The sequence below is a fragment of the Rhizobium acaciae genome, assembly GCF_025941625.1.
Lineage (GTDB): Bacteria > Pseudomonadota > Alphaproteobacteria > Rhizobiales > Rhizobiaceae > Rhizobium > Rhizobium acaciae.
The window spans coordinates 223,451-243,499 of record NZ_JAPCZO010000002.1 but is presented as its reverse complement, the minus strand read 5'-3'; the positions used below and the strand labels follow the sequence as shown (position 1 = coordinate 243,499).

The window sequence follows — 20,049 nt, the reverse complement described above, 5'->3', positions numbered from 1 at the left end:
GCGCAGGAGGGATCGACCTTTGTCGTCTGCTCCGACGCCTCCGCCGACGGTTTGCCGCTCACACCGGGACCACATAGTCCCGGTCGATGCGGCTGTCAGTCATCGCGAAGTTCGATTCGGCTCAAGGCCTTTAGGCCAAGCGTCCTCGGTCGCAGGCTCAATCGTGAAAGTATATGAGCTAGGGTCGTATTCATTGAATACATCCGCCATTGTATCTGCGTTCAAAATGTAATCTTTGGATGGCACCGCGGAAGACCACGAGCGATCCGACACCTTCTTGTAGACCGTGATCCTGACTTCCTTGCCTTTCCATTCGTCCATGACGTGTTTCCCTCCCGTGGGCAGCGAAGCCTATGGTCAGAGTGCGGAATTTCTGACCCGTGCCTTCACAGTGTCCTGTTTGATCAAAGCATTCGCGATCAGCGCCGCGCCGGCGGCTTCACCGCAGCCCGCCGCTGCAGCGCGAAACGCGCGGCTGAGCAGTTGACGTCGGGAACGAGATCGTAGGTCTGCTGGTAGAGGGTCTGTGCCAACGTATTGTTGCCGCGGTTTTCCGAGGCGAGGGCTGCGAGCGCCGTGCGCTTGTAGGCCTCGACGATCGGCTCGGCGGCCTTGGCCAGCCCGGCATCGTCGGATGGTTCGGCTGCCAGCGAAAGCGCGGCATAGGTTGCATCGCCATCCCTGCCAACGCGGCCGCCGACGGCGCCGTTGAAGCTTTGCTCGGAAACCTGGCGCAAACGCCGGGCATTCTTGATGCATGTCGGAATGCGGGCGGCTTCCGCATTGATGCGTTCTGCCGTCGGGCCACTTTCCGCGCTGCCGCTGTCGGAGAGGATCACGTAACCGATGATGCCGACGATGGCGAGATAGACGACAGCCATGCCGGCGAGGAAGGCCGGCTGCTTGAGGAGCGATTTTTTCGGCTTGCCGTCGCTCGTCTTGGAAGCCTCCTTCTTAGGCGCCTCCTTGGCGGCGGCCTTGACGACGAACTGGAATTCGACGTCCTTTCCGAGACGGAAGCTGTCGCCGGCTTTCAGCGAGGCCGTCTGCAACAGCGCTTCGCCACGCAGCATGATCGGGTTCAGCCCCATGCGGCGAATGATGAAGCCGCCGTCGCTCTGCCGCTCGATGCGCGCATGGATCGGCGCCAGGAACGGATCGTCGACGACGATATCGGCATTGCCCGCCCGGCCGATCGACATTTCCGGCCGATCGAGCACATGGCTGCGGCTCTGGCCGCCGGGACCGGTCTGCAGAAGGCTAGGCTTGTTTCCGCGAAAGAAGGAAAAGACCATGATCAGAACATCCCACTCGACATCATCTCGACAATTGCAGGCGCCAGTACCAGAAGCAGGATCGATACGACGATCATCATCGCCGGCATGACGATCTTGGCCTTCAGCTTTTCACTGGCCCTGTCGGCCTTTTCCCAGCGGCGGAAGCGCAGGTCGCGCGCGTGTTCGCGCAACAGTTCCACGCGGTTGCTGCCCTCGACTTCGCCCTGGATCACCGCGCGGATGACGCGGATGACCTCCTCGGCGGTCATGCGGCGCTCCAGCCGCTGCAACGCCTCGATCATGCCGGTGCCGAGCGCCACGTCCTTCAGCGTCTGTTCGATCTCTTCGCTCATGACGGTGCCGGGTGCGGCTTCGGCATAAAGCCTCAGGCTTTCCGGCAGCGTCGCTTGCGCCTGCTGCGTCATAACGACGAGATCGAGGAAATAGGGGAACTCGCGCGAAATGCGCTCCTTGCGGTCCTGCGCCTTGTCGTCGGCGACGACCCAGAAATAGATGGCGGGGATGAGGCCGAGGATCAGGCCGGCCACGAGCCCGCCGATGACGCTGCCGCTGGCAATGCCGAACAGCAGGCCGAGCACAACGAAGCCGAAGAGGCTCAGAACGACGAGAAGGGCGATATATTCCCGTCCCGTGACGCCGCCGAACGGCCGGCCGGCATAGATCAGCTTCTGCTCGAGCTGCGCGCCGTAATCGGCCAGAAGCGGCTCGAAATGCGTCAGCACGAATTCGACCGGCGTGCGCATGCCGATGCTGTCGACGATATTCGGCGGCGGACCATCGCCGCCGGCGGACCGGCGCACCACCTGAATGCTGCCGAGCATATCGCCGATCCACCAGACGAACAGCGCAGCGGTAATGCCGGCAAAGGTGATGGCGATCGGGGCGAGGGGTATCTGAGACATCATACCGACACCTTCATCATCGAGCGCATCCAGAAGAAACCGGTTGCATAGAGGATGGCGCCGACGATCGCGATGACGATGCCGATGGCGTTGCCGAACACTTTGTCGATCAGTTCCGGCTGGCCGAAGAAGATCATCAGGATCATGAACAGCGCGCCGCCGTTGACGACGCGGAAGTTCATGCGCGCCTGCGACGAGGAGGTCGTGATCTTCTGGTCGAGCTTCCAGATTTCCTTGAAGGATTTCGACATTTCCGTCAGCGGCTCGGAAATGTCGCCGCCCTGGCGCGCAAAGAGACCGAGTGCCGCATCGACCATCTTGAAGTGCAGGCTCGGCACGTTGCGGCCGTGGCGGTCGAGCGCCTCGACCAGGCCGATGCCGAGCTTCTGTTCGCGGGCAATGCGCTCGAACTCGCGCGAGGCCGGCATCTGGCCGGTATCGGCGACCGCATTGACGGCGATGGCGAGCGGCTTGCCGGTGCGCACCGCCGAGACGATCTGGTCGACGGCATAGGGAAGCTGCGATTCGATCTGCAGCCAGCGGCGCTGCAGATAATAACGGATCACGCCCTTGGGCAGGAAGATAGCGACCGGGATGGCGATGACGAAGCCGAAGATCGGTCCGAAGATCAGCGAGATCACGATGAAGACGACGACCGCGGTGATGCCGTAGGCGAGGATCATCGTATAGGGCGGAACGGCATCACGCCCGAAGACCTGCGCCGCCTCACTGGCGAGCGCAATGTCACGTTCGGTGGCGCGCAGCAGCGGCGCCGGCCAACGCACCGGCGCGCCCCAGACGAGCAGTCCCGCGGTCACCGCCCCGAGGGCGACCGTAAAAATCTGCAGAATGCTGATATCCATGGTTTCCCCCTCAGAGCAATTCCAGGAAAAGTGCGAAGCGGTTTTCCCAGGCAAAGCGCCAAGCGTTTTTGCCGAGGAATTGCGTAAAAACAAAAACTTAGAGCGGTTCTGGAACCGCTCTAGACGAACATGTCCAGTTTCTCGATCTCGCCGTCGTCGTTGAACTCGACGAGCTCGGCGACGAAGCTCGGCAAGTAGCCGGTGAAGGCATGCACGGCCTGGCCGCCGGCGCGGCCGACGAGATTGAAGATCGGCTCGACGATGATGAGGCCGGTATCCGGATCGATGCCGATCACCTCCGATATTTCGGTGACGGCGCGCCGGCCGTTCGCCAGCCGGTTCAGCTGCACGACGAGTTCGACGGCGGCAACGATCTGCTGGCGGATCGCCATGACAGGCAGCGAGCTCTGGCCCTGCAGCACCATCACCTCCAGGCGGGTCATCATGTCCTGCGGCGTGTTGGCATGCGCCGTCGTCATCGAGCCGGCATGGCCGGTGTTCATCGCCTGCAGCATGTCGATCGCCTCCGCGCCACGGCACTCGCCGACGATGATGCGGTCAGGCCGCATGCGCAGCGCGTTGCGCACGAGGTCGCGGATGGTGACGCTGGTCTCGGATTCTGCCGTCTTCGGCCGCGATTGCAGGTAGACGACATGGATGCCGTCGAGCTGCAGTTCCGACGTATCTTCGACGGCAACGACGCGCTCGCCGACCGGGATGAATTGCGACAGGCTGTTCAAGAGCGTCGTCTTGCCGGAACCGGTGCCGCCGGAAACAACGATGTTCTTGCGGGAGCGGACGGCAGCCTCGAGGAAGGCGCGCATCGGCTCGCTGAGCGCGCCGGCGGTCACCAGCTTGCTGATATCGAGCCGCGACTTGCCGCCGAACTTGCGGATGGTGAGGCATGCGCCCTTGACTGCCAGCGGCGGAATGACGGCGTTGACGCGCGAACCATCCGGCATGCGGAAGTCGGCCATCGCCTCGCTCTCGTTGATCGAGCGGTTCGAATCGACGGCGATGCGCTCGATCACCTTCATCAGCTGCCGTTCATTGGCGAAGGCGAAAGGGTACCGCTCCAGCAGGCCGAATTTTTCGACGTAGATCTCGTCGTAGCGCGTCACCATGATTTCCGAGATGACGTCGAGATCCATCAGCTCGGAGATCGTCCCCCAGCGATACATCAGCTCCTCGATATTGGAGCGCAGGTGCATATGGGCGATCTCGTAGCGGTCACCGGCGTTGAAAAGAGCCTGCCTGGACTGGAAGGCGGCGCTGAAACGGGTGTCGAGCTGGGCGAAGTCCGAGCGGGTGGATTCGAAGTTCAGCTTGAGCTGCAGGGCCGAAATCAGCGCCTTGCCGACGTCGAAGAGGCGGCGATTGTCCTGCTCCTCGCGCGACAGGCTTGCGGCATTCGACGAGGCGTCGCGCCGCCCCGTGCGGGCGATGCGTTTTGCCAGCCACCGATAGACGGCGTTCTTGATGACAAGGATAACGAGATCCTGCGGTGCAGCGTCGAGCGCCTCCTTGATGAACATGTCGAGGCGCTCGCGGATTCGGTTTCGCGTGTCCTCGCGGCCGAAATCGGAAGATTTCACCAGCCGGTCATACTGCGTGTCCTTCAGCAGGCGCTCGTGGATTTCCATCTGCAGGGCGAGCACCCGTTCCTGATCGGGAAACTGCGTGACCGCTTCAGCCACCGCCGCCGGCTCGACGAGTTCGATCGTGACGTTCGGCACCCAGATCGACATGCCGGCCGAGACCGCAACCGGCGTGCCGGCCCGAAGCGGCTGGTCGTCGACGCGCGTCGGGTTGCGGCCGTGATGCTGCACCGACCAGCCCTGGCCCGACTTTCGCAGCACGAATTGCGGCGAGGAGACGTGGCTGCCGCGCAGCCGCACGACCCCCGCGCCGGCGGGCAGCGTCAGCGTGCTGCTTTCGCCGACGAAATAGGTTTCGTTCGCCGAGAGCGGGATGACCTCCCGACCGCTGCCGTCCTCATAGGAAATCTTCAACAGCATGGCTCATTCCCCCGCGGCGGTCACATGCGCGTCCAATTGATGCTCGGCAGGTCCTCGACGGTATTGTCGGCCGGATTGCGCAGCACGAGGTTCAGGCTGCCGTTCGACTGGCCCATGGCAAAAATCAGCATTTCAGCCTCCGACGGCGTCACTTCGACGGTGACATTGTTGTAGGTGCTGTTGGCCTTGGTGACCGCACCCTCCGCCGTCGTCGCCGCGCCGACGGCCAGAACCTTGACATTCTGCAGGAAGGTGCGGGTGACGACGCGGGTGCGCGAGCTGATGCCGAGTTTATAATCCTGCGCCTGTTTGCGGTAGGCGTTGACATCGTTCTCGTCGGCGCCTGGATACTGGGTGAGATAGTTCTTCAGCATCTGCTCGACCGGCGACTGCGGCTGGGCTGGAGCCTGCGGCTGTCCGGCGGCCGGCGCCTGACCCGGGGCGGCAGGCTGACCTGGCACGGCAGCGGGCTGGCCGGGCGCGCCCGGCTGGGCTGCTGCGGCCGGCGCCACGGGCTCGACCGGTTCGTCGACCGTGCCGATGATATCGACATAGCTGCCTGGCTCGACGAAATGGCCGACGGCCGCGGCTGCGTTGACGGGGAGGGTCAGCGCCCGTTTACCCGGCGCGATCATCGTCGTCAGGCGTCCGCCATCGGTATCGTCGAAATACTGAAAGAGCAGCACGGAGCCTGCCGGAATATCGCTCGCAGCCGTCCTGTCCTTCAGCCATTCCTGATAGGCGCTGGCGGCGGGAACCGCGAGTTTGGCGAGCGCCCCGAAGCTTTCCGGCAGCATCACCGGTTCGGCGAGCATGTCGGGCGTGATCGCCTGTCCTCGCGTGACCTTCCTGTCGGGCTGGAGCCGCATGAAGGCATAGGCCGTCTGTTCGTTCTTGACGCTCTCGGTCCAAAAATAGAGCAGAACGCCGGTGATCAGCCCGACGATGACGGCCGCGATGAGCTTCCAGTTCATGGTGTTATTCCCCCTACGAAGGGTTGCCTGATTTGAATGACTTCGACGGTCCGGCCGTCGGTCTTGCTGCGGGTGTAGAGGACATTGGCCTCGACGCTGCCGCGCCGGCCGTAAAGGGCGGTGACCCCGCCGCGCTGTGCCGGCGGCGTCTCGATGGTGAAGCCGTCGCGGGCAAGCAGATCGGCGCGCTGATCGGACCAGCGCGAGGCCGACAGCGTGCCTTTCGACACGACCGTGCGCGACGTGTGGCCCCTGTCGCGATCGCCGATATCGCTCAGCACCTCGACACCGGCCGGCGGACGCAGCGACATCGGCAGCTTGCTGATATCAGCCGGAGCCGCGAAGGCCGGCAGCGTCGCGGCGACATCCTCGAAGCGGCTCATAAGCACCTCGGTCCTCGGCGCATCGGCGGGACGGCGGATCATGATCGAGACGCCCGAGATCGACGCTCTTGCCGAAGGATTTTTGGGATCCTGCCGGCGGAGATAGTCGAGGGCCGCCTCGCCGTCGCCATCGAAGAACCGCACCACCACGGCGAGATCGTCGCGGATGCGGCTCGTCTTCGGGACGATCAGCATGTTGGCGGCAATGACGGCGGTCAGTTCTTCCTTGCTATCGCTCCTGGGCAAGGCCGGCCGTGTGTTGGCGGCCAGCACCCGCAGCCATTCGTCGGTGATATCGGAAATGCTGCGATCGCTCTGATAGGGCGTGAATTCCAGCGGTTGGCCGTTGATGACGAGGTCGCGCGGCGCCCGCTCTGGCGCGCCGAGAATGCCGGCCAGCATCGAATTCAGCGTCACTTTGAAATCCTTGTAGATTTCGGCGCGACCCGGTGTGCCCATGGCGGCGGCGAGCCCGATGACGAGCAGTAAACCGGTGAGATGGCCGGCGAAACGGAAGGAGATGCGCGAGCCCTGTCTCATCTTATTTCGCTCCCGGAAAGACGCCGTCGAACAGATCGCCCGAATCGTCGGCCACATCGCGGATTTCCCGGCGCAGCGTCGGATCGTAGCCGCGGCTCGTGGTATCGTTGTTGTGGGAGGCAAACAGTGTCGAGTCGTCGACCGCGAACGCGTCCTTCCAGCGGAGGCTCCGGATCGTGTCGAGATCGTCGGAATCCCTGAATTTGTAGACCCGGTCGGCCGTCGCGGTGACGAGCTGCGGCTTTTCATTGGCGAGGTCGCCGACTATATCGCCGAAATCGCGGCCGTTCTTTAAGGTATTCTGTACGTCGTCCCAGACAAAGCTGCGCTGAGGGTCGCCGCCGCCTTCATGCGATGGCGTGCGCGAGCAGCTCATGGCGTCGCGTCCGGGCAGTGCCGGCAAGGCCGGGATCGGGAAGGCGTTCGAGAAATCCGACGTGCAGTCCAGCCCGTTCGCTTCGGCGAAGGCGGCGTTTCGCATGGCAAGCATGGTTCCGACCTTCTTGGTGGAAATCTTGTTCGCGTGGATGACGAAAATCACGATCAGCAGGATGACCGGCGCGGCGAGCACGAATTCGATCGAGGCCAGACCGCGCCTGTCGCGGTGCAGCCGCATCAGCAGCCCGCGGCCGGGAGGACCGCTCTTAGGCTCAGTGTGTGTTGACGGCAGCCCAGGCATTGGCTCCTCCTTGATCGAAGACGCGCGTCAGGCCGGTAAAACTGTCGGCCGCCGGGCTTTGCTTGATGGTGTTCGAAACCTCGCCGATATCGTCGGCAAGCGTGGCGGGCGCCAGCGATGCCAGCCAGTCCTGCGTATAGAGGTCGAAGGCCGTGTAATTGTGGACCCAGCTCTGCGCGAGCGCATAGGCGGACGGCGTCTTGTCCTTGAAAATGCGGATCTGGAGCCTGGCGCGCGGGGCGCGCGAAACGATCGCCAGCGTCTGATAGTCGTCGAGTTGCTCGCCACCAAAGGGCGTGAAGTTGAAAGGTGTGCGTCCCTTCAGCCAGTAAGGCTTCGGGAAGGAGATGACGGGCAGTGCGCCTGCCATCGAAATCGCAGCGCCCGCCGGGCTGCAGACCCCATTCCAGATCGTGTCGAACTTGCGGGTGAAATCGTTCTCGTCTTTTGTCTGCTTGTCGGAATAGCGCGGTGGCTTGTCGATCGGCAGCTGAAAGGGGTTCACGATGCCGAATTCGATGCCGAAGAATTCCTCGGCGATAAAGAAGCTGCCATCGAGCAGCAGTTCCTGCCACCAGCTGAGATCGCCAAATTGCTCGATGATCGCCTTGAATGGGATCTTGCTCAGATAGGCCGGGCCGAAGGCTTCATAAAAGATGTAGAAGTCCACTAAAGCATCGTCGATGCCGCTCTCGTGGTTGACCCAGTCGCGGATATGGCTGCCGTCGACGCCGCCTGCGGTCAACGGACCCTTGCCGTTGGGGAAGCCGCGATTGGCAAACTCGCCGCGCATGAGGAACGGGTCCTGCCCCTGGGTGCCATAGGTCATGGCGAGGCACATTTCAGCATAGGCCGAGGCGGGATTGATGCCGTCGCGATCGACCGGCAGGTTACCCCCGGCGCCCTCTCCGGCGTTGTTGCAGGACTCGCACGGCGGATGGAAGACGACATGATCCGACTTGTTCAGGCGCACCAGATGCAGGGCTTCGTTGCCGACCCGCTGCGGAAAGCTCTCGACGAGGTAGTCGTTGAGATCATTCATGGCGTCGATGATGTCGCTGGACTTCACGATGAGGCCCCAGGGATCATAATCGATCTGTGCTTTTACCGTATATGCAATCGCCTTGGTGGCTCCTATCGCCCGGACCCCCTGGAACGCCAGGCAAGCACCGTAGATGATGCCACCGATGACCGGGATCTTCTGCCAGCCCGGGCAATGCGGCATCGGCGGCATCGGCGGCAGGAGCGACGCCGGGCCGAAGCCATCCGTGAAAGAGTATTCGGCGAGTTTCGCGAGGATGACGCCCGAGCGCAGGGCCAGTTCCGCCGTCGTCAGCTGAAAGGCGACCGAGGTCGCCATGACGACCGTTGCCTGCGAGGAGGCGACGTTGTTCATCGCCATGATGTTGAGATAGCGGGCTTCCCAGTCGGCATGGACGAGTGCTGCGGCATCCGCCGTGTCCTGCGTGCGCTGCTTGTCGTAGATCATCTGTCCCGTATTCAGGATCCAGACGATCATCAGGGCGAGCGCGATCGTCATGTAGAGAATGATCGGCGACAGGAAGCCGCGTTCGTCGCGGTGCAGGCGCTTGATAAGGGTCGGTGTCATAGCAGGTTCACCTCCGCCGTCGAGATCGTGTAGTAGCGGCCGTCCTTCCTCTGGCCGCGGGCAAAGACCCAGCCGGCATATTCGAGCAGCAGGAAGCGCGCTTCCACCTTGGCGGTGACCGGCACATGCGGCGAGCGGTTGATGGCGGCATAGAGCGCCATCGGCGCGCGGTCGACCGTCACGGTGACGTTCTGTGGGTCGAACATGTAGCGGGCCTGGTTGCGCATCGCGCGCCAGTTCTTCGAAAGGCCCGAGGCATCGGCAAGGCTTTTCAGCGCATCTTCCGGCGGCTGGCAGGCGCCGACGCATTTCAGCTGGTCGTAGGGTGCGGCCGGGATCAGCGCCAGGCGGGCGGCAAGATCGGCCTTGCCGGCGGCAGCATCGTCATCGCAAGTCTTGACGTCGATGATGCTTCTAAGCGTGATCGGAAAAGCCGGGCAGAAATAGACGCGGGCGCTGCGGGCCGCCGCATAGGCGGCATAATGAGTGAAGAGGTGGTTCTTGGCCAGGATCGTGAACTGGAAGACCACGAACATGAAGAAGACGAAGACCGGTGTCACGAGCACGAAATCCATCATCGTCGTGCTGCCGGACATATCGCCGTGCAGCTCCGATATCCGGCGCCGGCGGGCGGAAAGCCGCGGCAGCAGCAGCATCGAGGCAAGCAGCATCATGGCGATCACAAAGGTACCGAGGAGCGCGCCGTGATCCTGAGGGACCCAGAAGGTCCGCGAGTGCAGGATCGAACTCCAGAATGCACCGTCGAAGATGGGGCGTTCGAGTTCCGCGCGCATTGCCGTTACCTCACGAATGAAAGAGGGGTGAAATCGGGCATGAAAAGGCACCAGAGAAGTCCGAGAGCAGCGGCAACGCCGAAGCGGACGGTATGATGGGTTTCGCGCGGCTTCAGCACCGAAGCGGCATCGCGGAAACCGGCAGGCAGGAGAAGCGCAAACAGTCCGACCGTTCGGGCCAGCACGCTCCACTGAACACGCCGCGCCATGGAGAAAACGGCGATCACGCCGCCGGCCATCAGCGATGCAAGTGTGACGTCGATGGCGGGCCAGAGGCCAAGAATGGCGCCGAGCGCCGCCATCAGCTTGACGTCGCCGCCGCCGCAGCTTCCGGCTGCGAAGGCGATGATGAAGATCAGGCCGGCTGCAAGGAGGCCTGCAAAGGCAAGCCCTATCCCTGCGAGACCGCCGCTGACTGCTGCCAACATGAACCCGCCAAGCAGGCAAGGATAGGTGACGGCGTTCGGGATATGACCGTGGCGATGGTCGAGCACCGCCGCGGTCATGGTGCAGGCGACGGCAAGAGCCGCCGCCGCAGGCATCAGGGTCAGATCATAGGTCGTATCCATGATCCCGACCCGCTTATTGACCCGGCTCAGGAATTCTCTCGGCATCCGAGAGCGCCGTGTTCTTTTCGTTGAACCATTCGCCGATCTGTTTGCCGAATGCGAGCAGGATCAGCATCAGCGGAATGACGATCAGGGCGACGGCCAGGACGATCTGGGCCATGTCGCCGCGTTCGTCCTTGTGAAGTGCAATTGCGAGAGTCTTGAGTTTACCAAACATGTGATTACTCCTCATTCCCAGGTTTGTTTCGGTTCGAAGCCCTGGTGAAGATGAACCAAGCATATGCTATCGATCCGAACGAGCATGTTGCTCGATCCAATGATATTTTCTGCTTCAGCTTATCTTCCCCGGCGGCCAACGTTTGTTGAGCAACACCATTAAGACCCAAGAGTGCGCCCAAGGCCAGCCCTCCGTCAAGCAAACGAAACGAAGGGTTCCAATTGTCTTGGAGGCATCGCCGGCACAATCGCAGTTGACGTCATATTTTTTCAATTAACCGATTGAATAAGCTGCAGCTTTACCTGAATGGTCGAAGTTTTTGTCAACCCTGCAAGGCCTCGTCTACTGCTCCATAATTGGTCAATTCTTTCAAAGCGATAGAAGAAACGGCGCGCGGCGATCATAATGACTGCCTCCGCGGGGCCTGGCCATGGCGTTGTTTGGCGATCTGGATTAAGCTTTCGTCAAATGGTGGGTATCGCCCGCCAGTCGATCCGGAGAGAAAACGATGGAAACGATGAGCAGCATATTAATACTTGGATTGGTCCTCATTCCATTGATGATGTTCTTTCCGACTGCGGTTCAGATGATGGCGACACTGTTCGGCATGAGCACGGTCCTGGTCGGGATGCCGCTCTGATGAAGGCCGTTTCCGACGACGCCGCCGAACAGGCGACCTTTCAGGTCCTGACCCGTGCGCTGGACAAGCTGCTCGGGCCGATCCGTTTTCTCCTCGATGATCCGAGCGTGTCCGAAATCCTGATCAACGGCACATCCGACATCTTCGTCGAAAGGCGAGGCAAGCTCGAACGGGCCGATACGCGCTTCGCCAGCCGCGAGGATCTGGAATCGGCCGCGCGCAGCATCGCGCAGTTCTCCGGCAAGCGGCTGACGCCGGAGGAGCCAAGCATCGAGGCGCGTCTGCCGGATGGTTCGCGCGTGCAGATGATCCAGCCGCCCGCCTCCCGCACCGGGCTCTGCATCTCCATTCGCCGCTTTCTGAAAGAACATCGCAGCATCCACGATCTCGTCACCCAGGGCAGCTTGACCGACCAGTCGCTGACGCTGCTGCAGGCGGCCGTCGGCCTGCAGAAGAACGTGATCATCTCCGGCGGCACCGGCACCGGCAAGACGACGATGCTGAACGCGCTGTCGGAAGCCTTTGCCGACCACGAGCGCATCATCGTCATCGAGGATACGTCCGAACTGCAGATCCGCAAGGAACACGTGGTCTATCTCGAAGTGACGAAGCCTGACCGTTTCGGCCGCGGCGGCGCCAGCATCCGCGACCTCTTCCGCTCGTCGCTGCGCATGCGGCCGGACCGGGTCATCGTCGGCGAGTGCCGCGGCGGCGAGGCGCTCGATATGATCCAGGCGATGACATCAGGTCACAGCGGCAGCCTTTCGACGGTGCATGCGAACACGCCCTATGATTCCCTGCACCGGCTGGAGACGCTGGCGCTGATGTCCGATATCGACATGCCGCTTCGGCCGCTGCGCGCCCAGATCGCCTCCGCGGTCGACGTCGTCGTGCAGATCGCCCGCTTCAAGCGCACCGGCCGGCGCCGGGTGATCGAGATTTCCGAGATCAAGGGCCTGAACAATGACGGCCAGTATATCGTCGAAAGCATCTACAAGCTCGAAGGCGACGGCCATTCCAATCCCGATGGCGCACTGCTGTGGACCGGTGTCGTACCGAGCTTTGCCGCCGATGCGGTGGAAGAGCTGCAAGGCGCCGAGCGCCCCGAATGGTCGGCGCCGCCGCGCAGGTAACGGCCTGAAACCTTTGCCGGACGACGCCTCCAACAAGCACTTGGCGGCGGCATTTATTCGCGCATTGATTGCACATATGAAATACTCTATTAATGTTCCCGTTGCACTCTAGCGATGTCAAATGATTCACGTTCGTCATGATGACGATCTGCAATGCCGCCTCATGAGAGGGCGTTTAACAGAAAAGACATCATGGTTTCAGTTTCATCGCCCGCAGCTTCCGGCAATTCGACGGCACTGACCCTTCTCAAGGGATCTGCCCAGTCGGCCGCGGCGTCTACAAAACAGTCGGCCGCCGCCCAGATTCTGTCATCCATTTCCGGCGTCAATCTCGATCCGCTGAAGCAGGCCGAGGGCCAGATCACCCGAATTTTGCTCGAAAACGGCGGGCAGTTCATCATCGGCGGCGCGTTTTCGGACATCACCGGCACCGACAAGGACGACGTTATCCGTGCGGGGCCGGGCGGCGGGGTGAACGGCGGCGCTGGTGACGACATCATCAGCGGAAGCTTTCTGATGGATATCAGCGGTGGCACAGGAAACGATCAGATATCAGTCAGCACTGACAGCACGATCGACGGCGGCGGCGGCAACGACGCAATCTCTGTCGGCAATAGAAACACGGTGGCTGGCGGCGCAGGCGACGATACGATCTCTGCGGGGGGCAATAATACGATTGATGCGGGTGCCGGCAATGATACGATCTATGCAGCATTTGAAAATACGGTGATTGGCGGTGTCGGCAACGATACAATTGGCGCCGCGCATCGCAATTCCCTTGATGCCGGTGCCGGCGACGATACAATCTCTGCCGGGATCGGAAACACGATCACCGGCGGGACCGGGAATGACAAAATTACTATTAGCGGGCTCCAAGCCGAGAGCTACGGAAACGGAAGCTCCGGATCGACCGTCAAGTTCGAGGTCGGCGATGGACAAGATTCCATAAGCCTGATCCAAAGCTCCTCCACCATTGAGTTGGGAGAAGGCTTCACCGCTGAGAATACAAAGGTAACCATAACGGGCAACAAGGCTACGATTTCTTTCGACGGAAACGATAACGATGGAATCTCGGTGGATTTCTTCTTCGGCAGCGCGCTGACGCTCTCCTTTACCGATGGCAATACGCTGGAGGTCAAGCCAGGCGAAACGCCGATGCCGAGTTTCGTGTCATCATACGACAAGTCTGACTAAGCGCCCTCGCCGAAAAAGTGGCGCGTTGCAGACCGTGCGATGCAACATTGAAGCCAGCATGGCTTTTCGGGTTCCAGCGAAACGTGCTGGAACCCAGGCTCTCGTTATGATGACGATGCGCCATCCTTTTCGGCGCTCGCCGCCATATGCGCGAGATCGTCCCAGAGGCTTTCAGCAAAGCTGCGCAGGACCGTAAGCTCGAAGCTGTCATCGCCGGTGCGGACGATCTGCACGGAGAGATGGCCGACCATCGTCATGGCCGAATGGCCTTCCGGAAAGACCGAAGGATCGAGATCGACGGCGGTGCCTCGTGAGAGAAGCGCCCGCGAAGAACGGCCGGAAACGCCGATGCGCACGCGGCCGTGGCTCTGGTCCATGACGAAGGCCTTGCCCGCAAGCGCTGCCACGAGAACATCGAGGCTGGCCGGGACAAGCGGCTCGTCGCCGGCGACGAACCATTGCCGGAAACCCGCCTTGCGGATCGAACTTTTCGCAAACCCGCCTTTCACCAATTCCGCGGCGAGCGCGGATGGCTCGATCGCTCCGAGCACATGCAGGAGATGGCCCTCCGGCAAGGCTTCCAGCCGGACGCCCGCCTCCGAGATACCGTTATATGCCATGCCGGCCAGAACCGGTCTGTGTTGCGGAAGATCACGCATGGAGCTTCTCGTTTTCGGGATCGATGAAGACGGGATGGCAGAGCACCGCATCGGTGAATTCGTTGCGCAGGCCGTTCCAGACCGTCACTTTTTCGCCGATACGTTCCGGCCCGCGCCGGACGAGCGCCAAGCCGATCGTATGGCCGAGCGTCGGCGAGAAGGCGCTCGAGGTGACGTAACCCTGGTCGTTTTCGAGCGTCGCCGCAACGCCATCGGCGAGAATATGCGAGCCGGTGCGGAAGCCCACCGCCGGGTCAAGTGGCTTGACGCCGACGAGGCGCGGCCGCTCGGGATCCTGCAGCCCTTCGCGCGCCAGCATTGCCTTGCCAATGAAATCCGGTTTGGTTGATGAAACCATGCGGCCGAAGCCGAGATCACCAGGCGTCACCGTGCCGTTGATCTCGGCATGGGTGACATGGCCCTTTTCGATGCGCATGACGCCGAGCGCTTCGGCGCCATAGGCGCAGATGTCATGTTTCTCGCCCGCCGCCATGATCGCATCGGCAACACCTTCGCCGTAACCTGATGGTACTGCCAGCTCGTAGGCGAGTTCGCCGGAGAAGGAGATCCGGAAGAGCCGGCCTTCGAGGCGGCCACCGAAGAGGGAGACCTTGCGGGCGCTCATGAAGGGGAAGGCCGCATCCGACAGGTCCTCGTCGACGATCTCCTCAAGAATGGCACGCGACTTCGGCCCGGCGACGGCCATCTGCGCCCATTGATCGGTCGAGGAGGCGAAGCAGACGTCGAGTTCCGGCCAGAGCGTCTGGGCGCAGAATTCGAGATGGGTCAGCACGCCGGCGGCGAGCGCCGTCGTCGTCGTCATGAAGAAATGCTCGTCACTGAACCGGCTGGTCGTGCCGTCATCATAGATGAAGCCGTCCTCGCGCAGCATGATGCCGTAACGCGCCTTGCCCACAGCAAGCTTGGCGAAACCGTTGCAATAGATGCGATCGAGGAAGGTCGCGGCATCCTTGCCTGAGATTTCGATCTTGCCGAGGGTCGAGACGTCGCAGAGGCCGGCATTCTTCCTGATGTTCAGCACCTCGCGGTCGACGCTTTCACGCCATGTCGTCTCACCGGCGCGCGGAAACCAGGCGGACCGGTACCAGAGGCCGGTTTCGACGAAGACCGCGCCATTCTTCTCGGCCCAGCCATGCAGCGGCGATTTGCGGGCCGGCTGGAAATGTTTGCCGCGCGACGCCCCGGTCAAGGCGCCGAAGGAAACCGGCGTATAGAAGGGCCGAAAGGTCGTCGTTCCCACCTCGGCGGGCGACACGCCGCGCGCCTCGGCAAGGATACCGATGGCGTTGATGTTGGAAAGTTTGCCCTGGTCGGTCGCCATGCCTGATGTCGTGTAACGCTTGGCGAGTTCGACATGGCCGTAGCCTTCGCGGACGGCGAGGCCGAGGTCCTTGAGATGCACGTCGTTCTGATAATCGACGAAGGCCTTGCCCTTCGAGCCTTTGACCGACCAGAGCGGCTTTGCCTGTGCAGCCGTCTCTGACGCCGCGGCAAAGGCCGCTTCCGCCGCCGCGAAGCCGATCGTCTTCAACGCGGCAGCGGCCTTTGCTGCGCCATCCCCGAGGCAGGTCGCCGTTTGCGCCATGCCGGCGGCCGAGCCGGCAACGGCCAGACCTTCCTGCTGGACGGGCGCCAGAAACGCCGAGGCTTCGTCCGACCATAGCGGTTTCGCACCGCGATGGCAGGCAAGATGAATGATCGGGCTCCAGCCGCCCGACATGGCAAGCGCATCGGCTTCGATCCGACGGGTGCCGGTTGCGGTTTCGACGCTGAGACCGCGCAGGCGCTTGCCGCCAAACGCATCAATGACCCTGGCGCACTTCAGCACTTCGGCGCGGCCCTGCCAGCTCGCGGCCGCATCCACGCGGCTGTCGACGATCGCCGCAACTGCGAGGCCGGCGGCCTCGAGATCGGCGGCGGTGCGATATCCGGCATCGTTGGTGGTAAAGATGACGGTGCTTCTGCCGGGCGCGACCGCCTGCCGATTGAGATAGCTGCGCATGGCGCCTGCCATCATCACACCGGGAATATCGTTGCCGCCGAAGACGAGCGGACGCTCCTCGGCGCCGGTTGCAAGGATCGCCTGGCGGGCGACGATGCGCCACAAGCGTTCGACCGGACGATCAGGATCGGGCATCGCCACATGCTTCTGCACCCGTTCGACGGCGCCGAAGACATTGTCGTCGTACCAGCCGAACACCGTCATGCGCGGCAGGCGGCGCACGTTCTCCAGGCTCGCCAGTTCGGCAAGCAGCTCGCCCAGAAGCGCGCCCGCCGGCTTGCCGTCGACAGAACCGCTGTCGGAAAGCAGGCTGCCGCCGAGTTCGGATCCCTCGTCGGCGAGGATGACGCGCGCGCCGGCGCGGCCGGCGGTCAAAGCTGCGGCAAGACCGGCGGGGCCGGCGCCGATCACCAGCAGATCGCAATGCGCCCAGCATTTCTCGTAGGTATCGGGATCGGCCTCGTAGGAGGCCCTGCCGAGGCCTGCCGCCTTGCGGATCACCGGCTCGTAGAGCTTTTCCCAAAGCGCCGCCGGCCACATGAAGGTCTTGTAGTAGAAACCGGCACTGAGGAAGGGCGACAGCAGCCCGTTGACCGCGCCGACATCGAAGCCGAGCGAAGGCCAGCGGTTCTGGCTCTTTGCCGTCAGCCCCTGATAGAGCTCGATCATCGTCGCACGCGTGTTCGGCTCGGTGCGCCCGCCGCTGCCTGTCGTCACCAGCGCGTTCGGTTCGGCAGCGCCCGCCGTCAGGATGCCGCGTGGGCGGTGATATTTGAAACTGCGGCCGACGAGCTGGACGCCGTTGGCAAGCAACGCCGAGGCGAGCGTATCGCCCGGATGGCCTTCAAGCGGCCTGCCGTCGAAGGTGAAGCCGAGCGACCTGGTGCGGTCGATGCGGCCGCCGGAGGAAAGACGGAAGCTCGTCATGCCGGTTCTCCGCCGAGCTTGGAAAGGGCGGCATCCCTGACGCCATGGACTGCATGGGTGACGGTATCGCGTTCGACGATCAGCCAGCGGCGGCATCCGGAGGAGTGGTGCCAGTATTCGCTGTGCCGGCCCCTCGGATTGTCACGCAGATAGACATAATCGAACCAGGCCTCCGCACCGGCATCCGGCGCCGGCCGGCCAAGGCCCGCATCGCCGCGGATCGAGAACTCCTCCTTCGGTCGGGCGCCGCAATGGGGACAGGAAATCAGGCTCGCCATCTTAAATGTCCTCAGTGCAGGTTGGGCTGGGCGCCGACGCCCTTTTCGTCGATCGGATAGCCGCGCGCGAAACGATCGAGCCGGAAGGCGCGGGCGGTCTGATGCGGCGCGTTGCGGGCGATCAGATGGGCGTAGCAGAAGCCGGAGGCGGGCGTGGCCTTGAAGCCGCCGTAACACCAGCCGGTATTCAGATAGAGATTGTCGATATGGGTGCGGTCGATGATCGGCGAGCCGTCCATGCTCATATCCATGACGCCGCCCCAGGAGCGCAGATACCGCACGCGCGACAGCGACGGGATCAGCGCCAGCCCGGCTTCGGCGACATGCTCGACCGAGGCGAGATTGCCGCGCTGGGCATAGGAATTATAGCCGTCGATATCGCCGCCGAAGACGAGGCCGCCCTTGTCCGACTGGGACGCGTAGAAATGCCCGGCGCCGAATGTGACGACCGTGTCGATGAACGGCTTCAGCCCTTCCGAAACGAAGGCTTGCAGCACATGGCTTTCGATCGGCAGGCGAAGACCGGCCATATCGGCAACGACGGTGGAGTTGCCGGCTGCTGCGAGCGCCAGCTTGCCACAGCCGATGAAACCCTTGCTGGTCTCGACGCCGGTCACCTCGCCGTTCTCGGTGCGAATGCCGGTCACCTCGCACTGGGTAATGATGTCGACGCCGCGGCTGTCTGCGCCGCGCGCATAACCCCAGGCGACCGCATCGTGGCGCACGGTGCCTCCGCGCGGCTGGAACAGGCCGCCCATGACGGGGAAACGGGCATTGTCGAAATCGAGGAACGGCAATTTCTTGCGCACCGCCTGCCGGTCGAGAAGCTCGGCGTCGACGCCGTGCAGCCGCATGGCATTGCCGCGGCGCGTATAGGCGTCGCGCTGAGCGTCGGAATGGAAGAGGTTGAGCACGCCGCGCTGCGAGACCATGGCGTTGAAGTTGAAGTCCTGCTCCAACCCCTCCCAGAGTTTCATCGACAGCTCATAGAAGGGATTGTTGCCCGGCAGCAGGTAGTTCGAGCGGATGATCGTCGTGTTCCTGCCGATATTGCCGGAGCCGAGGTAGCCCTTTTCAAGGACGGCGACATTGGTGACACCGAATTCCTTAGCTAGATAATAGGCGGTGGCAAGACCATGGCCGCCGCCACCGACGATGATGACGTCGTAATGCGGCTTCGGCGCCGGGTCGCGCCAGGCCGGCGCCCAACCTTTGTTGCCACGAAGGCCGTTCAGGAAAATCGAAAGAGCGGAATAGCGCATGGGTCACCCCGGAAAGAACAGCTGCATGATGCCAGAAAGGGGAGGGCGGACTTGCACAAAAGGGACATCAATCGCTAAGAAAGAGACATGTCCTCGCTTGATAGCAGAAATGTGCAGACGATCGGCTTCATCCTCATCCCGGGATTTGCGCTGATGTCCTATGCCTCGGCGACCGAACCGCTGAGGGCGGCAAATCTTCTGGCCGGACGCGAGATCTATCGGCTGCAGGTCTTCTCGCCGGATGGCGCAGCCGCACTCTCCTCCTCGGGCGTCAGCGTCCCCGCCGAACCTCTTCCCCTCAGAGGCTCGGGTCTCGGAACGGCCTTCGTCTGCGCCGGCGGTTTGCCCCGCGACTGGCGGTATCCCGGCGTGCTGTCCTGCTTGCGGCAGTTGTCGCGCGAAGGGGTGAGGATCGGCGGCATCTCGGGCGGGCCCTATCTGATGGCCGCTGCCGGACTGCTCGGCGGCCGCGACTTCACCATCCACTGGGAGCATGCCGCCGCCCTTCTCGAAGCCTTCCCGGACCTCACGCCGCGCCAGGCGCGCTTCCTGATCGACGGCAACCGGATTACCTGCGGCGGCGGCATCGCACCGCTCGACATGATGCATGTGCTGATCGCCGAGCGCATGGGGCCGGATTTCGCCCGCCGGGTCAGCGACTGGTATCTTCATACAGAGGTCAACGAGCCCGCTGCACCCCAGCGTGCCTCGCTGGCGCAGCGTTACGGCGTCCATCATCCCGGTCTGCTCAGCGTTCTCGAACGGATGGAGGAGACGATCGAGATGCCGCTGGAGCGTGCCGCCATGGCGCGCATTGCCGGCGTCACCACCCGCCATCTCGACCGGCTCTTTGCGGCTCATCTCGGCACCACCTACCTTGATCAGTACCGCAGGATCAGGCTGCAGCATGCCCATCGGCTGCTGAAGCAGAGCCCGCTTTCCGTCTCGGAAATCGCGGTGGCCACCGGCTTTTCCAGCCTGAGCCATTTTTCCCGGATGTTCCGTGCCGTCTACGGCATCGCCCCGCGCGCAGCGCGGCGGGAATAGGTTTTCTTCACGGTTGAGAAATTTTCACTATGACGATAGG

At 62.7% G+C, this 20,049-nt stretch carries 18 protein-coding genes and 1 pseudogene; 4 read left to right on the top strand and 15 right to left on the bottom strand.

The genetic code is table 11. The annotated features are described in order from the left end of the window. Nucleotides 1–419 precede the first annotated feature (419 nt). The 11 genes from OLZ32_RS04925 to OLZ32_RS04875 all read right to left on the bottom strand — a co-directional run bounded on the left by OLZ32_RS04925 (nucleotide 420) and on the right by OLZ32_RS04875 (nucleotide 10,846). Complete coding sequence (locus tag OLZ32_RS04925) at nucleotides 420–1,295, bottom strand: FHA domain-containing protein (RefSeq protein WP_264419830.1); 876 nt, start codon at nucleotides 1,293–1,295, stop codon at nucleotides 420–422. Nucleotides 1,296–1,297: 2 nt separating this feature from the next. Next, a complete protein-coding gene (locus OLZ32_RS04920) occupies nucleotides 1,298–2,203 on the bottom strand; it encodes a type II secretion system F family protein (RefSeq protein ID WP_164067278.1) in 906 nt (301 codons plus the stop codon). Beyond that, a complete protein-coding gene (locus OLZ32_RS04915) occupies nucleotides 2,200–3,063 on the bottom strand; it encodes a type II secretion system F family protein (RefSeq protein WP_264419826.1) in 864 nt (287 codons plus the stop codon). The genes OLZ32_RS04920 and OLZ32_RS04915 overlap by 4 nt, the downstream gene beginning before the upstream one ends. A gap of 119 nt (nucleotides 3,064–3,182) precedes the next feature. Next, on the bottom strand, nucleotides 3,183–5,081 hold the full coding sequence (locus OLZ32_RS04910) for an ATPase, T2SS/T4P/T4SS family (protein ID WP_065284049.1): 1,899 nt from the start codon (nucleotides 5,079–5,081) through the stop codon (nucleotides 3,183–3,185). A 20-nt stretch (nucleotides 5,082–5,101) separates the two neighbouring features. After that, nucleotides 5,102–6,055, bottom strand: a complete 954-nt coding sequence (cpaB, locus tag OLZ32_RS04905; RefSeq protein ID WP_264419822.1) for a Flp pilus assembly protein CpaB — start codon at nucleotides 6,053–6,055, stop codon at nucleotides 5,102–5,104. Further along, the gene (locus OLZ32_RS04900) at nucleotides 6,052–6,978 is read right to left on the bottom strand and encodes a hypothetical protein (RefSeq protein WP_264419820.1); all 927 of its coding nucleotides are present in this window, start codon (nucleotides 6,976–6,978) and stop codon (nucleotides 6,052–6,054) included. Before OLZ32_RS04900 ends, cpaB begins: the two co-directional genes overlap by 4 nt. Before the next feature lies 1 nt (nucleotide 6,979). After that, the gene (locus OLZ32_RS04895; RefSeq protein WP_264419817.1) at nucleotides 6,980–7,657 is read right to left on the bottom strand and encodes a TadE/TadG family type IV pilus assembly protein; all 678 of its coding nucleotides are present in this window, start codon (nucleotides 7,655–7,657) and stop codon (nucleotides 6,980–6,982) included. After that, entirely contained in the window at nucleotides 7,629–9,266 is a 1,638-nt protein-coding gene (locus OLZ32_RS04890) for a Tad domain-containing protein (protein ID WP_011655294.1), read from the bottom strand. The genes OLZ32_RS04895 and OLZ32_RS04890 overlap by 29 nt, the downstream gene beginning before the upstream one ends. Next, the gene (locus OLZ32_RS04885; protein ID WP_011655293.1) at nucleotides 9,263–10,060 is read right to left on the bottom strand and encodes a TadE/TadG family type IV pilus assembly protein; all 798 of its coding nucleotides are present in this window, start codon (nucleotides 10,058–10,060) and stop codon (nucleotides 9,263–9,265) included. Before OLZ32_RS04885 ends, OLZ32_RS04890 begins: the two co-directional genes overlap by 4 nt. A gap of 5 nt (nucleotides 10,061–10,065) precedes the next feature. Next, nucleotides 10,066–10,629, bottom strand: a complete 564-nt coding sequence (locus OLZ32_RS04880; protein WP_011655292.1) for an A24 family peptidase — start codon at nucleotides 10,627–10,629, stop codon at nucleotides 10,066–10,068. Between the two features lie 13 nt (nucleotides 10,630–10,642). Beyond that, nucleotides 10,643–10,846: a hypothetical protein gene (locus OLZ32_RS04875; RefSeq protein WP_003548168.1), complete on the bottom strand. Its 204-nt coding sequence runs from the start codon at nucleotides 10,844–10,846 to the stop codon at nucleotides 10,643–10,645. Nucleotides 10,847–11,354: 508 nt separating this feature from the next. Between OLZ32_RS04875 and OLZ32_RS04870 the strand changes: the two genes are divergently transcribed. The 3 genes and pseudogenes from OLZ32_RS04870 (at nucleotide 11,355) to OLZ32_RS04860 (ending at nucleotide 13,813) form a co-directional block, all read left to right on the top strand. Beyond that, entirely contained in the window at nucleotides 11,355–11,486 is a 132-nt protein-coding gene (locus tag OLZ32_RS04870; RefSeq protein WP_012763633.1) for a hypothetical protein, read from the top strand. Continuing rightward, nucleotides 11,486–12,627: pseudogene (locus tag OLZ32_RS04865) on the top strand (CpaF family protein). The gene OLZ32_RS04870 and the pseudogene OLZ32_RS04865 overlap by 1 nt, the downstream one beginning before the upstream one ends. A 184-nt stretch (nucleotides 12,628–12,811) precedes the next feature. Then, entirely contained in the window at nucleotides 12,812–13,813 is a 1,002-nt protein-coding gene (locus OLZ32_RS04860; protein ID WP_264419814.1) for a calcium-binding protein, read from the top strand. Between the two features lie 104 nt (nucleotides 13,814–13,917). Here the strand turns inward: OLZ32_RS04860 and OLZ32_RS04855 are convergent, their stop codons facing one another. Genes OLZ32_RS04855 through OLZ32_RS04840 form a run of 4 tightly spaced genes read right to left on the bottom strand, consistent with a single transcriptional unit; the run spans nucleotide 13,918 to nucleotide 18,962 of the window. Next, a complete protein-coding gene (locus tag OLZ32_RS04855) occupies nucleotides 13,918–14,472 on the bottom strand; it encodes a sarcosine oxidase subunit gamma (RefSeq protein ID WP_264419812.1) in 555 nt (184 codons plus the stop codon). Then, nucleotides 14,465–17,422, bottom strand: a complete 2,958-nt coding sequence (locus OLZ32_RS04850) for a sarcosine oxidase subunit alpha family protein (protein WP_264419810.1) — start codon at nucleotides 17,420–17,422, stop codon at nucleotides 14,465–14,467. Before OLZ32_RS04850 ends, OLZ32_RS04855 begins: the two co-directional genes overlap by 8 nt. Then, a complete protein-coding gene (locus tag OLZ32_RS04845) occupies nucleotides 17,419–17,700 on the bottom strand; it encodes a sarcosine oxidase subunit delta (RefSeq protein WP_264419808.1) in 282 nt (93 codons plus the stop codon). Before OLZ32_RS04845 ends, OLZ32_RS04850 begins: the two co-directional genes overlap by 4 nt. A gap of 11 nt (nucleotides 17,701–17,711) precedes the next feature. Then, complete coding sequence (locus OLZ32_RS04840) at nucleotides 17,712–18,962, bottom strand: sarcosine oxidase subunit beta family protein (RefSeq protein ID WP_264419807.1); 1,251 nt, start codon at nucleotides 18,960–18,962, stop codon at nucleotides 17,712–17,714. An 87-nt stretch (nucleotides 18,963–19,049) separates the two neighbouring features. Here OLZ32_RS04840 and OLZ32_RS04835 point away from each other — a divergent pair, with 87 nt between their 5' ends. Beyond that, nucleotides 19,050–20,009: a GlxA family transcriptional regulator gene (locus tag OLZ32_RS04835; RefSeq protein WP_264419805.1), complete on the top strand. Its 960-nt coding sequence runs from the start codon at nucleotides 19,050–19,052 to the stop codon at nucleotides 20,007–20,009. The last annotated feature ends 40 nt before the right edge of the window (nucleotides 20,010–20,049 follow it).

Coding starts and splice junctions, on each gene's coding strand:
- OLZ32_RS04925 (WP_264419830.1), bottom strand. CDS start 1,295: ATGGTCTTTTCCTTCTTTCGCGGAAACAAGCCTAGCCTTCTGCAGACC.
- OLZ32_RS04920 (WP_164067278.1), bottom strand. CDS start 2,203: ATGATGTCTCAGATACCCCTCGCCCCGATCGCCATCACCTTTGCCGGC.
- OLZ32_RS04915 (WP_264419826.1), bottom strand. CDS start 3,063: ATGGATATCAGCATTCTGCAGATTTTTACGGTCGCCCTCGGGGCGGTG.
- OLZ32_RS04910 (WP_065284049.1), bottom strand. CDS start 5,081: ATGCTGTTGAAGATTTCCTATGAGGACGGCAGCGGTCGGGAGGTCATC.
- cpaB (WP_264419822.1), bottom strand. CDS start 6,055: ATGAACTGGAAGCTCATCGCGGCCGTCATCGTCGGGCTGATCACCGGC.
- OLZ32_RS04900 (WP_264419820.1), bottom strand. CDS start 6,978: ATGAGACAGGGCTCGCGCATCTCCTTCCGTTTCGCCGGCCATCTCACC.
- OLZ32_RS04895 (WP_264419817.1), bottom strand. CDS start 7,657: ATGCCTGGGCTGCCGTCAACACACACTGAGCCTAAGAGCGGTCCTCCC.
- OLZ32_RS04890 (WP_011655294.1), bottom strand. CDS start 9,266: ATGACACCGACCCTTATCAAGCGCCTGCACCGCGACGAACGCGGCTTC.
- OLZ32_RS04885 (WP_011655293.1), bottom strand. CDS start 10,060: ATGCGCGCGGAACTCGAACGCCCCATCTTCGACGGTGCATTCTGGAGT.
- OLZ32_RS04880 (WP_011655292.1), bottom strand. CDS start 10,629: ATGGATACGACCTATGATCTGACCCTGATGCCTGCGGCGGCGGCTCTT.
- OLZ32_RS04875 (WP_003548168.1), bottom strand. CDS start 10,846: ATGTTTGGTAAACTCAAGACTCTCGCAATTGCACTTCACAAGGACGAA.
- OLZ32_RS04870 (WP_012763633.1), top strand. CDS start 11,355: ATGGAAACGATGAGCAGCATATTAATACTTGGATTGGTCCTCATTCCA.
- OLZ32_RS04860 (WP_264419814.1), top strand. CDS start 12,812: ATGGTTTCAGTTTCATCGCCCGCAGCTTCCGGCAATTCGACGGCACTG.
- OLZ32_RS04855 (WP_264419812.1), bottom strand. CDS start 14,472: ATGCGTGATCTTCCGCAACACAGACCGGTTCTGGCCGGCATGGCATAT.
- OLZ32_RS04850 (WP_264419810.1), bottom strand. CDS start 17,422: ATGACGAGCTTCCGTCTTTCCTCCGGCGGCCGCATCGACCGCACCAGG.
- OLZ32_RS04845 (WP_264419808.1), bottom strand. CDS start 17,700: ATGGCGAGCCTGATTTCCTGTCCCCATTGCGGCGCCCGACCGAAGGAG.
- OLZ32_RS04840 (WP_264419807.1), bottom strand. CDS start 18,962: ATGCGCTATTCCGCTCTTTCGATTTTCCTGAACGGCCTTCGTGGCAAC.
- OLZ32_RS04835 (WP_264419805.1), top strand. CDS start 19,050: ATGTCCTCGCTTGATAGCAGAAATGTGCAGACGATCGGCTTCATCCTC.